At 31.7% G+C, this 13,679-nt stretch carries 12 protein-coding genes; 4 read left to right on the top strand and 8 right to left on the bottom strand.

Translation table 11 applies throughout. From position 1 onward, the window contains the following. Positions 1-6: 6 nt before the first annotated feature. Both EAG11_RS13250 and EAG11_RS13255 read right to left on the bottom strand, forming a co-directional pair. Positions 7-2,463 (bottom strand): TonB-dependent receptor, encoded by a 2,457-nt coding sequence (locus EAG11_RS13250; RefSeq protein WP_242499155.1) that lies wholly within the window; start codon positions 2,461-2,463, stop codon positions 7-9. Positions 2,464-2,474: 11 nt separating this feature from the next. Further along, on the bottom strand, positions 2,475-4,172 hold the full coding sequence (locus tag EAG11_RS13255) for a M23 family metallopeptidase (RefSeq protein WP_129539589.1): 1,698 nt from the start codon (positions 4,170-4,172) through the stop codon (positions 2,475-2,477). Between the two features lie 175 nt (positions 4,173-4,347). Here EAG11_RS13255 and EAG11_RS13260 point away from each other — a divergent pair, with 175 nt between their 5' ends. From EAG11_RS13260 to rny, 3 genes are all read left to right on the top strand, one after another. Further along, the gene (locus EAG11_RS13260; RefSeq protein WP_129539590.1) at positions 4,348-4,638 is read left to right on the top strand and encodes a hypothetical protein; all 291 of its coding nucleotides are present in this window, start codon (positions 4,348-4,350) and stop codon (positions 4,636-4,638) included. A gap of 7 nt (positions 4,639-4,645) precedes the next feature. Continuing rightward, a complete protein-coding gene (locus EAG11_RS13265) occupies positions 4,646-4,939 on the top strand; it encodes a cell division protein ZapA (protein WP_129539591.1) in 294 nt (97 codons plus the stop codon). 208 nt (positions 4,940-5,147) lie between these two features. Continuing rightward, the gene (gene rny, locus EAG11_RS13270; protein WP_129539592.1) at positions 5,148-6,713 is read left to right on the top strand and encodes a ribonuclease Y; all 1,566 of its coding nucleotides are present in this window, start codon (positions 5,148-5,150) and stop codon (positions 6,711-6,713) included. A gap of 387 nt (positions 6,714-7,100) precedes the next feature. On the opposite strand, the gene EAG11_RS13275 is transcribed toward rny, so the two are convergent. From EAG11_RS13275 to EAG11_RS13300, 6 genes are all read right to left on the bottom strand, one after another. Beyond that, positions 7,101-8,624 (bottom strand): PAS domain-containing protein, encoded by a 1,524-nt coding sequence (locus tag EAG11_RS13275; protein WP_129539593.1) that lies wholly within the window; start codon positions 8,622-8,624, stop codon positions 7,101-7,103. A gap of 196 nt (positions 8,625-8,820) precedes the next feature. Then, entirely contained in the window at positions 8,821-9,717 is an 897-nt protein-coding gene (gene xerD, locus EAG11_RS13280; protein ID WP_129539594.1) for a site-specific tyrosine recombinase XerD, read from the bottom strand. 83 nt (positions 9,718-9,800) lie between these two features. Next, positions 9,801-10,433 carry a porin family protein gene (locus tag EAG11_RS13285; protein ID WP_129539595.1) on the bottom strand — a complete coding sequence of 211 codons (633 nt, stop codon included), beginning with the start codon at positions 10,431-10,433 and terminating at the stop codon, positions 9,801-9,803. 129 nt (positions 10,434-10,562) lie between these two features. Further along, positions 10,563-11,072 carry a hypothetical protein gene (locus tag EAG11_RS13290; protein WP_129539596.1) on the bottom strand — a complete coding sequence of 170 codons (510 nt, stop codon included), beginning with the start codon at positions 11,070-11,072 and terminating at the stop codon, positions 10,563-10,565. A gap of 346 nt (positions 11,073-11,418) precedes the next feature. Then, entirely contained in the window at positions 11,419-12,033 is a 615-nt protein-coding gene (locus EAG11_RS13295) for a porin family protein (protein ID WP_129539597.1), read from the bottom strand. Positions 12,034-12,312: 279 nt separating this feature from the next. Beyond that, the gene (locus EAG11_RS13300; RefSeq protein ID WP_129539598.1) at positions 12,313-12,834 is read right to left on the bottom strand and encodes a hypothetical protein; all 522 of its coding nucleotides are present in this window, start codon (positions 12,832-12,834) and stop codon (positions 12,313-12,315) included. A 270-nt stretch (positions 12,835-13,104) separates the two neighbouring features. Here EAG11_RS13300 and EAG11_RS13305 point away from each other — a divergent pair, with 270 nt between their 5' ends. Further along, positions 13,105-13,665: a porin family protein gene (locus EAG11_RS13305; protein ID WP_129539599.1), complete on the top strand. Its 561-nt coding sequence runs from the start codon at positions 13,105-13,107 to the stop codon at positions 13,663-13,665. The last annotated feature ends 14 nt before the right edge of the window (positions 13,666-13,679 follow it).

The following is a 13,679-nucleotide window of genomic DNA, read 5'->3' on the forward strand; positions in this document are numbered from 1 at the left end:
TGGTTATTACAACCTAGCAGTTAATTTTATATTAAAAACTCTAGAAGTCATATAATTAGGAATTGCATATTGATTTTTAGAATATACATCCCGAACCCAAGTGTTAGTAATAGCGTTTTTATTATCAAAAAGATTAAAGATTTCAAATCCTAAAGACAATTCTTTAAATTCTTTAAATAGTTTGCTTTTTGCGACTCTATTATTATCAATAAAAACTTTAGAAAATCCAACATCTGCCCGACGGTAATCTTTGAGTCGGTTTTGGTATAAATACGGATCTGAATACGAAGGAGATCCTCCAGGCAACCCTGTATTATAAACCATATTTAAATACAATTTTACACTCGGAATATTAGGCATATAATCCTGAAATAAGAGTGCAAATTTTAATCGCTGATCCGTTGGTCTTGCTATATATCCTTTATTTTCATAATTCTCTTCGGTTTTTAAATACCCAAAACTAAACCATGATTCTGTTCCTGGAACAAACTCACCGTTTAATCTAAAATCCAAACCCTGGGCATAAGCCTTCGCATTATTATCAGCAACATATCTAATTCTAACGTTGTCTATAGTATAAACATTTACATCTGACAATGTTTTATAATACAACTCCGAAACAAGTTTAAAAGGTCGATTCCACATTTTAAAACTATAATCATTACTTAAAACTACATGTACCGATTGCTGCGCTTTGGTATCTGGTAACACTTCTCCATTTTCATTTCGCAATTCTCTATAAAATGGCGGTTGATGGTACAATCCACCCGAAACCCTAAAAACCATATCCATATCCCAATCTGGTTTTATTGCAAATTGTGCACGCGGACTAAACACCAACTGGTTTTTACCCTCAACAATTCCCCCTGACACTTTCCAATCCTGAAAACGGACTCCAGCATTATACCAAACTTCACTAGAACCTAAAACTCCTTTTCGGCTCCATTGCGCATAACCTGAAAATCGATTTATAGTATTAAAATTTATTGCCCTCACATTTTGATACGGCAAAAGCGGCCCTGCATAAGATTCATATGGCTGATTATTTTTAGGAAAATTTACAATTGGTGGATTTACAGAAAATCCAGCTGAATCAATTACCTCCCATTCCGCCACACGATCACGTATAGATTCACGAGTATATTTTACTCCCCATTCCAGAAGATTATCATTCCAATTATAAATTCCTTTTAATTCAGCATTAACAATTAAAGCATCTAAATCATTTCGCGCATGATTTAATTGCGTTCCAATTCCTTTCGTATAATTTACCTCTTGTAAAACTACCGAGCCATCACTATCTACCTCACCTAAGCGATATTGTGCTAAAATATCATAATGTTCCTGTTCTTGTGTGTGAAATATCGAGCCTATGAATTTTAACGTAAAATCCGAAGAAAGAGCATATGTTGATTTTATTGCTCCAAAATAAGTATCGTATTTATCTCTCTCCTGCCCTTCATAATATACTGCAAGCGCCATTGGTTTATCAATAGTTCCAAATTTCGTTTCTCGGGTTAATGGCTCATACAAATATTTATTTTGAGAAATAGCACCAAGAAAACTCCATTGCCATTTTGCAGAAGCAACATAATTAATATTTGTTTGGATGTCGGTATAAGAAGGCGTATAATTAGTCTGTGTATCCTGACTATTTACAAGCATACTATTATTTCGATAACGAACTCCTGTGATTGCTGACCATTTTTTATTTTTAGAAACTGCATCGACAGCAATACTTCCACCAAGCAAGCTTGCTTCAAAAGAGGCACCAAACTGAGTTGGTTTTCGATATGTAATATCCAATACTGACGAAAGCTTATCTCCAAACTTTGCTTGAAATCCTCCTGCTGAAAAATCAACATTCTGAACCAAATCTGTATTGGTAAAGCTCAAGCCTTCTTGTTGCCCTGAGCGAATTAAAAAAGGACGATATACTTCAATCTCATTTACATAAACAAGATTCTCATCATAATTCCCACCTCGAACGGCATATTGTGTACTTAATTCATTGTTCGAATTTACTCCAGGTAATGTTTTTAATATGTTTTCGATTCCCGCATTGGCACCTGGAATTTTCTTGATAGTAGTTGGGTCTACAGTTGTAATTCCTTGTATGCGTTTTTTATTTGCCATAACAACAATCTCTCCCATTTGCTCAGCATAACTGTTCATAACAGGATTCAAAACGAATATTTCATTCGGTTTTAAAGTTACTGTTACTGCCATCATTTTCTGAGAAACGTGAGTAAAAATAATAATTACTTTTTTATTAGATGGTATTGAAATATCAAAAAAACCATCCGAATTAGACTGTGTAACATTTCCTGAATGAGAAACATTTACATCAGTAACAGGTAAATTGTTTTCATTTAGGATTATTCCTTTTACTCGGGCATTCTGAGCAAACGAAGCAAAACCAATACACAATAAAAGGGAAACAAATAGTAGGTTCTTATTCAAGCGTTATATTTTTATTTTATTTGACTTCTAAAAAAACGTGTCTCAAAGATAGCAGAATTCCCCACATTATCAACAACTTCTATTTTTAAATCGTTTGCTCCCTCAGCAACAATTCCATCATTAAAATCATGAGTTATTTTTCTGGCTTTATTATCATACTCAAACAATATCCAATTTCCATTTAAATAACCATTGTAGGATTTAATCCCCGACATACCATCACTAATTGTAAACTGGATTTTCTTTACATCGCTTATCCATTTACCTTCAATTGGTTTTGCAATGCTTATTGTTGGCTTAATTGTATCAACAACCAATCCGAATTGACCTAAAATTCTTGACTTTGCTTTATACTCTGTCCCTTTTCGTGATGTCGCATTATAACTACTGCTCTTACCAGTCATTCTACCAATATATACTTTGTCTCTAAGATTTTCAGGATATTTATCATCCTCAATAGTTATTGTAAAATTAGAATGAACCGGAACAGTATCGTCATGAACATAAATACGGTCATTTTTTACATCAAAATTCAAATTAAAATCATCATAAAATGTTCCTGCAGGAAAAAATACAGACATATTATCTTTAGAAAAATTAGCATCTTTATTATATTTCATCAAATATTTAGACTCCACAGGCTTTGAATCTACAACTGCAGGCAATGAATTGTACTGAACAGGAATATTAATTGTATTGGTATTTCCATAAAAATCCGAAACTTCTATACGATATGCCGAAGCTAGATTTGGAACAACTGGAAGCACCCCATTAAGCGAATCTTTTTTAATAATACTCAAAGCAAAAGGAGTTTTCATAAACAACTTTTGTACTCTTTGACCTGTTTTTTTATATCTAGAATAATCGATCAAAGCATTTATATATCTCATTTCATCAAATGAATACGTGTTGAACTCATATCCATAGTTTGAATTTCCGTTGTAAAAAGATTCTACTTTATAAACTCCATTTTTATTAAAAGAAACATCATCGTAATCTACAGCAGTAACTCCAAAACCAATTTTCCCATTTGTAGCTACACTGCTAGACAAATATGTTCCGTCTTTTTGCAATGACAAATTAAGCATTAAAGGTATTTTTGACTGATTAACTATCGTTTTATCATCAAGCGGATAAACATATAAATTAGAAACAACAGGCTTTTTGGTGTCTCTTATATATTTATCAAAACCAAAAAACATAGGATTTATAACAAATTCTGTTTTTGAATCACGAAATTCAAAATGCAAATGCGGCCCTTCTGATGATCCAGTATTCCCAGATAAGCCTATTAATTGACCTTTAGTAACAGTCATTTCACCAGGTTTTAAGAACATTTCAATTTCAAAAGACTTCTCTTTATAATGTGTCTTCTTTACATAATCCTGGATTGAACCTACCATACTTTGCAGATGCCCATATACAGATGTATATCCATTTGGATGGGTTACATACAAAGTTTTCCCATTCCCGAAAGTCGAAATTTTAATCCTAGATATATAACCATCAGCAACAGCATACACATTTAAACCTTCTCTTTGATTCGTTTTCAAATCAAAACCAGCGTGAAAATGATTCGGTCTTAGTTCCCCAAAATTCCCCGAAAGCTGCATCGGAATATCCAAAGGAGGTCTAAAATAGTCTTTTGGATAATCTGTCTGAGCAGAAATAAAATTACAAAACAGGAGAAAAAGTACAGAATATTTCATGATTTACATTTTTGCTAAGATAAAAAAAAGTTAGTAAAATAATTAGGAAAACTACGAAATACAATACCTTGAATTCCATTAATTTGCTATTTTTAATGCAAAAAAATCGATAAAATATTGCATTAATAAAAAGGAATACTAACTTTGTATGATTAAGTAATGAATAGGATTTGTAATGAGTGTAATTGCCGAAATAATTGATACTCTTGAATATAAAGTTGAAAAACTTTTTGCGAAGCTAAAAGGTTTAGAAAAGAACAATCAAGAACTAAAGTCAGAATTAATAGAGGCTAAACAGACTATACAAAGACAGTCCGGAGAGATTGAGGCCTTGAAAAAGCAGTACGAAACACTCAAAATCGCCAATTCTTTACTTGGCAGTAACGATAATAAAAGAGATACAAAGCTTAAAATAAATTCATTAATTCGTGAAATTGATCACTGTATAGCACAACTATCAGACTAGTAACAACATGGACGAAAAGCTTAAAATTAAAATATCAATCGCAGACAGAGTTTACCCATTAACGGTAGATCTCTCTCAGGAAGAAGGCCTTAGGAGCGCTTCTAAAAAAATTGATGTGATGATAAAGCAATTTGAAGAAAACTATGCTGTTCGCGACAAACAGGACGTTTTAGCCATGTGTGCATTACAATTTGCCTCTCAAGTAGAGCAAAAACAAATTGATAAAGTAATTGATAGTGACGAAACTATCGAACGAATTAAAAGATTAAATACCCTTTTAGATCAATATCTCGAAAATTAAACGTTCTTTACAGAAACTAAGATACTGCCTACATTAGTTCATATTTGGTAAACTCAACACTAACAAATTAGAATGAGCAAATCATCACTACTAAAGCATGCCACGCTTCGGCGAGGAAACTTGAACAGTGAGTTAGCTCAAAACTTGTCTTTTCGAGTTTATACAAGCAACCTAATGTAGGCTTTTTTATATATAAATTTTAACAAACATGGACAGTATAATAACGATCATTATTTCAGGAATTATAGGTATTGCAGCAGGTTTTGGGATAGCCAAGATCATTGAGAAAAGCAATATTTCCAATTTAATCAAAAATTCAAAAAAAGAAGCAGCATCCATTTTAAAAGATGCTAATCTAGAAGCTGAAAACATTAAGAAAGATAAAATTCTTCAAGCAAAAGAAAAGTTTATTGAATTAAAATCAGAGCACGAACAAGTAATTCTTGCAAGAGATAAAAAAGTAGCTGAAGTAGAAAAAAGAGTTAGAGACAAAGAATCTCAAGTTTCTAATGAATTGTCGAAAGCTAAAAAGACTAATGATGATTACGAAGCTAAAACACAAGAGTACAATACTAAAATTGAGGTTTTAGACAAAAAACAAGCTGAAGTTGACAAATTACACAAAAGTCAATTACAGCAATTAGAAGTTATTTCAGGACTTTCTGCCGAAGAAGCTAAAAACCAACTAATGGAAGGTTTAAAAGCTGAAGCAAAAAGCAGTTCGATGTCTTATATACAAGATACTATTGAAGAGGCAAAACTTACAGCACAACAAGAAGCTAAAAAAATCATCATCAATACTATCCAAAGAGTTGGAACTGAAGAAGCAGTAGAAAACTGTGTATCTGTGTTCAATATCGAATCAGATGATGTAAAAGGAAGAATCATTGGACGTGAAGGTAGAAATATCCGTGCACTTGAAGCTGCTACTGGCGTTGAAATCATTGTAGATGATACTCCTGAAGCAATTATCCTTTCTTGCTTCGACCCTGTTCGTAGAGAAATTGCGCGTTTGGCTTTACACAAATTAGTTACAGATGGGCGTATTCATCCAGCACGTATTGAAGAAGTTGTGGCTAAGACAGCTAAACAAATTGATGACGAAATCATTGAAGTAGGAAAGCGTACTGTTATAGACTTAGGAATTCACGGTTTACACCCTGAATTAATTAAAGTTGTTGGACGTATGAAATACCGTTCTTCTTACGGTCAAAACTTATTACAACACTCTAGAGAAGTATCTAAATTGTGTGGTATTATGGCTGCCGAATTGGGACTGAACGTTAAATTAGCTAAAAGAGCTGGTTTACTTCACGATATTGGTAAAGTTCCAGATACTGAAAGTGATTTACCTCACGCTTTATTAGGTATGCAATGGGCTGAGAAATACGGTGAGAAAGAAGAAGTTTGCAACGCAATTGGTGCGCATCACGACGAAATCGAAATGAAGTCACTATTATCACCAATCGTACAGGTTTGTGATGCTATTTCAGGTGCAAGACCAGGTGCAAGAAGACAAGTATTAGATTCTTACATCCAACGTTTGAAAGACCTTGAAGAAGTAGCTTACGGATTTAATGGAGTTAAAAACGCCTATGCAATTCAAGCTGGTAGAGAACTTCGTGTTATTGTAGAAAGCGAAAAAGTATCTGATGACAATGCTGCAAGCCTATCATTTGATATCTCACAAAAAATACAAACCGAAATGACTTACCCAGGTCAAGTTAAAGTAACAGTAATACGAGAAACAAGAGCAGTAAATATTGCAAAATAAGCTCTTTACTTATATCATAAAAAAAACTCCTCAATCGAGGAGTTTTTTTTATGATACTTTTTTTCATTAAGATGTCAAGATCCATATCGCATTAACCACAAAGGAAGCAAAGATTTACGCTAAGTTCGCAAAGAGTATTATTTCTTTCATTTATAAATTCTATCCTATTTTAACTATAGCTCACGGTTTCAACCGTGCGATGCAAATTGCGATAATTCATTGCGCACCAACGGTTAAAACCGTTGGTCATGTTTATGGCGTGTTATTTTTGCCAGCAATCAGTTCTTGAGCTATTAGTTTGTTTGACAAAGACAAGCTTGCAGGTATTACAAATCACATCTTTCATGCTTTGAACCTTAAAAACTTAGCCACTCAGTACCTTAAAACCTACAAATCATCATTAAAGACAATTTTAAATGTAGTCCCTTCTCCAACGACACTTTCTACAGAAACCTCCCCTTTCATTGATTCTATCTGATTCTTGGTAATATACAATCCTATTCCGCGCGCTTCTTTGTGCTTATGAAACGTTTTATACATTCCGAATATCAAATCACCATATAGCTTTAAATCAATTCCAATGCCGTTATCTTTAATTTTTAAAGCTTTGCGACCATCAGGTTCAATTACAAAAACAAACTCGATTATAGGGTCTCTATCAGGATGTGCGTATTTAATTGCATTGGTAGTAAAATTCAGCAAAACACTTTCTAGATAAGCCGGATTAAAACTAATAGTTACATAATCAGGAACATTATTAAGTATTGTAATTTTAGCTTTACTACTAAAAGCCTTGATTACCGAAACTGTTTTATCTATATTATAACTTAATTTAAGTGGTTTTATCACTATATTAAGATTACTTTGAATCTGGACTACCTGCGTTAAATTTGAAATTGTTTCATTTAAATCATTAGAAACGGTACGCAAATGAACTAACATTTCGTCAATCGTATCTTTACTATGATCATCATCTATAAAATCAAGAATACTTTTAATATTTCCTGCTTGCGTATTTAAATTATGAGAGACAATATGAGAGAAATTAAGCAATCGGTTATTTTGATCGCTAAACAATTTCATTGTTTTAATAAGTTCTAACTCTTTCTCTTTCTGATAAGAAATATCAGTGTGCGTACCCAATACACGCAAGGGTTTACCGTTAAGATCTCTTTCAATAACCTTTCCTCTATCTAATATCCATTTGTATTTACCACTAGACGTTAATACGCGATGATAATTTTCGTAATAGGGCACTTTATTGTCAAAATGTTCTTGAATATCTGAGTAATATCGAGGCAAATCATCTGGATGCACAATTTTATCCCAACGTTCAGGATCATCAAAAATATCATTAGACTGTAATTCTAAAATCTTTAAGGATAAAGAGGAGTAAAAAACTCTATTACTTACCATATCCCAATCCCAAACACCAACAGTCGAAGCGTCTAGAGCAAACTGAAAACGTTCTTCAGATAATTTAAGCTTAAGCTCTTGATCTTTTATATCGGTAACATCAGACATTCTTCCATAAAAACTAACTCTACCATCGAGAGAACCCTCTGTTTTTGAACAAACTTTTAACCAACGAATTCCTTTTTTGGGTAATACTACTCGAAATTCAATTTCCCACGCTGTCAAAGTTTTTCTAGCTTTGGATAGCGAACAAATAAACAGATGCTGATCTTCGGGATGCACTCTTTCATAGATAAAAAATTTACTACGATTAGTAAATTCAGCTATAGACAACTCAAATATCTCTTCCATGGACTTACTTACCAAAGGAAAAGAATAAGTGTTATCGACATCGACAACAAACTGAAAGATTAAGTCAGGAATTTCGGCAAATAATTTCTTGTAAAAGTTATTCAACTTCTGACAATTTTCATCTTCATTTAAATCAAAAACCATAATTGTGTTTGTGTAAGTTGACTAGTTCATCTAAAAAACAAATAAAATTGATGTCATTATTTAATACCAAAAAAATCATTTTCACTTCTTACTATAAGCATAAAAGCAAATACTCTTTATTATGAACAATACACCTCCAAGATATTATTTTTTTAAGACAAAAACACAATCTTACAACATATTTTAACAAAAAAACTTACCTTCTAGGATGAAAAGTGTTTATTACTTGCGTTAAATATGTTCTATCCAGATGAACATATATTTCGGTTGTAGTGATTGATTCATGACCCAGCATCAATTGTATTGACCTTAAATCGGCGCCATTTTCTAGTAAATGTGTTGCAAAAGAGTGTCTTAACGTATGCGGACTTATATTTTTATTCAAACCTATTTTAAAAGCCAAGTCCTTTGTAATAGTAAAAATCATTGCTCTTGTTAACTGACTCCCTCTTCTGTTGAGGAATAAAGTATCTTCATGTCCTTTTTTAATATTTAAGTGGAGTCGAACTGAATTAACATAAATTAAAATATATTTTTGAGTAGATTCTCCAATAGGAACAAACCGCTCTTTATTTCCCTTACCAGTAATTTTTATGAATCCTTCTTCAAAGAACAAATCCGATATTCTCAGAGCTACCAATTCAGAAACCCGAAGTCCACAACTATACAAAGTTTCCAGCATCGCACGATTACGTTCTCCTTCATTAGAGCTTAAATCGATTGCTGCAATAAGTTTATCAATATCATCAACAGATAATGTATCTGGTAATTTCCTTCCTGTTTTAGGAGAGTCTATAAGTTCCAACGGATTAGTATTACGATAATCTTCGAAAATTAAGTAATTAAAAAAACTTTTCAATCCCGAAATAATGCGAGCCTGCGAACGTGCGTTTACCTCTTTAGATACTGAATAAATAAACTGCTGAATCGTTTCTTCATTAATTTTTAATGGAGAAACTTCAATTTGGTTCTGGGCTAAAAAAAGACATAATCGCTCTATATCAAAAACATAATTCTCGATTGTATTTTTTGACAAACCACGTTCAATCTTAAGATAGGATTGATAATCTTTTATATACCTATTCCAATTCATACTCACAAAGTAAAACATTTTCTGCATAAAAAAAACCTTCTACCGCAGTAGAAGGTTCATAAATTATTTTTGAAATTTTAAAACTAGAACTTATATCCAACTGATAGAGAAAAAACGCTATTTTTAATTTTAGAATCATCTCCAGCTTCAGTTTTCGCAATATTAGCTAAACCTAAATTATATCTAATTCCTGCTGAGATATTTTCTGTAAAATCATATCCTGCTCCAAAATTAACTCCAAAATCAATAGATTCAAAAATCTCCTTAACATCAATTTTGCTTTCACCACTATAACCTTGCAATTTTGTAACGGTTTTAGCCCCAACTAAAAACCCTATTTGTGGCCCTAATTCAACATTAAATCCTTTAACAGGATAATATTTAACCATTACTGGAACATTTATATACGATAAATTAAAACAAACATCACCTACTACATCCACCACTCCATCTTCATTTATGTCTACCGCCTGATTATCTATTTTTGTTCCCTGAGTTGAAAACAAAACCTCTGGCTGTAAGGTTAACTTCTCTGAAAATTGTATCGCTACAAATCCACCTCCGTTAAATCCAACTTTGGATTTTAAATTTACTCCTTCTGTATCTCCAGTCCAAGTCGAAAGATTCATCCCTGCTTTTACTCCAAATTTAACTTCTTGTGCATTTGCGAATCCAAATGCGAAAACTGCAACAATAGATAAAGTAATTTTTTTCATTGTTTTATTATTTTGCTATCATTCGTAAATTATATTTTCTATAAATAGCTATTAATTATTTTATTAAGTTTCATAAAAAACCCTCTACAATAGTAGAGGGTTGTAAACTGTATTTTTAAAATTCTATAATTAGAATTTATAATTGAATCCTACATTGATTGAAGAAAATGTTCCTCCATCTACAGAAATTCCTTTATAACCAGCATAAACTTCATATTTCTCTGCTTGGTATCCGAATTTAGGCTGATAGATAACTCCACCATCTCCATCTCCACTACCTGCATAAATTGCATATCCTAAATCTGCACCTACAAATAAGTTATCTGAAATAGAATATTGTGCTGTACCAGCAACTGGAATGTAACCCGCAGCATCACCTTTAATCTTAACAGTATTTAAACCATCTGAAAAAGTGTGTGATTTAGCCAAATAAGTAGAATAACCTGTAGTAACTCCGGCACTGAATTTATCAGCAACTTCCCATAAATAAGCAACGTCAACTCCTAAATTTACTGAATAAGCATCTTTAATATCACCCATAGGTAAACCAACGTGTGCTCCTACTTTGAAATGACCATCTTGTGCATTTGCAAACCCAAATGCTAAAACTGCAATAATAGATAAAGTAATTTTTTTCATTTTTTGTTTATGTTAAATTTTATGCGACAAACGTAAATAAGTCCCATCTAAATTCCAAAAATACTGTTAAAAAATAAAAATAAAAAAAATAAACCTAGTTATTCTTTTAAGCACAGAACATTGATTTACACTACATTATTATTGCTTTTCTCACTAAATTTAGTGAGGAAAAATTTATTTTTGAAGCAATAAAAATTAACCTTAAAAAACTTATAAACTAAATTTTTCTAATAACAAATACCTATACAGTTCAAATAAAAAAAGCCCTTAAATACTACTATTTAAGGGCTTTAAAATTGTAAAAATAAATTCAAGAACACCCCTAAAAGTGTTCTATAATTAGTTATTAGAATCTATATCCAACTGATAAAGAGAATACACTATTTTTAATTTTAGCATTGTCACCTTCTTCATTTTTAGCAATATTAGACAAACCTAAATTATATCTAACTCCAACAGAAACATTTTCTGTAAAATCGTAACCAGCACCAAAGTTTACACCAAAATCAATTGATTTATAAAGATCTTTAATATCTTCTTCAGAAGAATCACCTCCACCAGAAACTTTACCTTTAGCACTTACAAGAAAACCAATTTGCGGTCCTGCTTCTAAACTAAATTTTTCAGCAACATAATATTTTGCCATAACTGGTACATTGATGTAAGCTAATTTATAAGTCAAATCAGCAGAAACAACCTCCATTTCATCAATATCAAATCCATTAAAATCTCGTTTAGCTCCTTGAGCAGAGTACAAAAGCTCTGGTTGAACTGAGAATTTATCAGATAATTTGATTTCAGCAAAACCACCAACTTGGAAACCAACTTTTGAAGAAGTATCTTCAATATCTCCTGTTAAAGTAGAAAGGTTGATTCCACCTTTTACTCCAAATTTAACTTCTTGTGCATTTGCAAATCCAAATGCTAAAACCGCAACAATTGATAAAGTAATTTTTTTCATTTTTTGTTTATGTTAAAATTTATGCGGCAAACGTAGATAAGTGAAATCTAAATTCCAAAAATACATGTTAAAAAAAATAAAAAACAAAAAATAAAACCTATCAAATTTGCATCTACAAAACACTGTATTACAACATATTATTACTTCTTTTCTCACTAAATTTAGTGATGCCCATTTTATTTTTTTTATATTAAAAATTAACCAAATAAAACTTATAAAACAAAAAAAAACCTTCCATAATTAATATGAAAGGTTTTTTTTAAAACTGAATGTAAACGTCTAGAAATGTAAGGCGAAGCCAATATTAAATTGAAAAGCACCTTTACCACTTCCATAATCTTCATTTAAAGTAGCATTGTAACGAATACCTGGTTCTACAGAAATATTATTTCCTACAAACCATGCATATCCACCTTGAAAACCAATATATGAAGGATTTTCCTCTGCATCTTTAATACTAGCTCCGTTGTAAGAAATCTCTAAAGGAAATTTATTTAGTAAATAATATTTTGCTCCTACTTTGTATGAGAATACACTATTTGCAAAATCTTCACCATTATCTCCATAACCTAATCCTGCTTTTACAGCTAGATTATCCATTACAAAATAACCTCCTTCCGCCCCAACATTCCAAGCAGTATCTCCATCTTCAGACGTAAGTCTAAAAGAAGTATTTCCTGTTCCTTCTCCACCAAAACCAGTGTTTGCTTCAATAAGCCATTTTCCTTTTGCGGTTTGCTCTTGCGCATTTGCAAATGTGAATCCTAAAACTGCCAACGTAGTTAAAATAATTTTTTTCATGTTTTTTATTATAAAATTAATACTACAAATATATTAAATAATTAGAAATATAATACTACTAAAAAATAAATACATGTAAATTCTGTAAAACAATAGCACCTAAATATAAACTAAACCGATGAACAGCATGTAATTTTGCTAACGAACTAAGCAATTCGCTAAAATAATTTAATACAAAAGATTAGAATCTTTCAAATTATTTAAGCAATATTTGCAATTTATAACCGTTTTCTCTAAAGAAAAATCAATCAAATCGTTAAAAAAAAACTTATGAAAAAATTAATTTTAGTAGCTGTACTGTTCGTAGCAACATCGGCAACAATGCAAGCACAATTTATAAAATTTGGAGTAAAAGCTGGGGTAAATTTTGCCAATCTAAATGGAGATGCTGGTTTTGAAGGCATTTCAGTAGACAAAGAAGGTATAACTAGTTATCATGCTGGTTTAGTAGCCGAAATTAAGTTATTAGATAAATTCTCTATCCAACCTGAACTTTTGTACTCAACACAAGGTGCAACTTATAAAACAGCCGTTGAAGATTTTAAAAATGAATTAGGTTATTTAACAATTCCAGTAATGGCAAAAATTTATTTAAATAAATCCTTTAGCCTAGAAGTTGGTCCTCAAGCATCATTTTTATTAAGTAATAAAAAAGAATTTGATGTACAAGACCCTAAAACATTTGAGTTCGGAGTAAATGCAGGTTTAGGCCTTAAGTTAACCGAAAACATTTTCATCCAAGGTCGTTATGGCTTAGGATTAACAGAAATATCAAAAGAAGCGAAAGCTAAGAACTCTGTTTTCCAACTTTCTGCTGGATTTATGTTCTAAAAAATAATATCACA

The organism is Flavobacterium sp. 140616W15 (assembly GCF_003668995.1).
In the GTDB taxonomy this organism is placed as follows: Bacteria; Bacteroidota; Bacteroidia; order Flavobacteriales; family Flavobacteriaceae; genus Flavobacterium.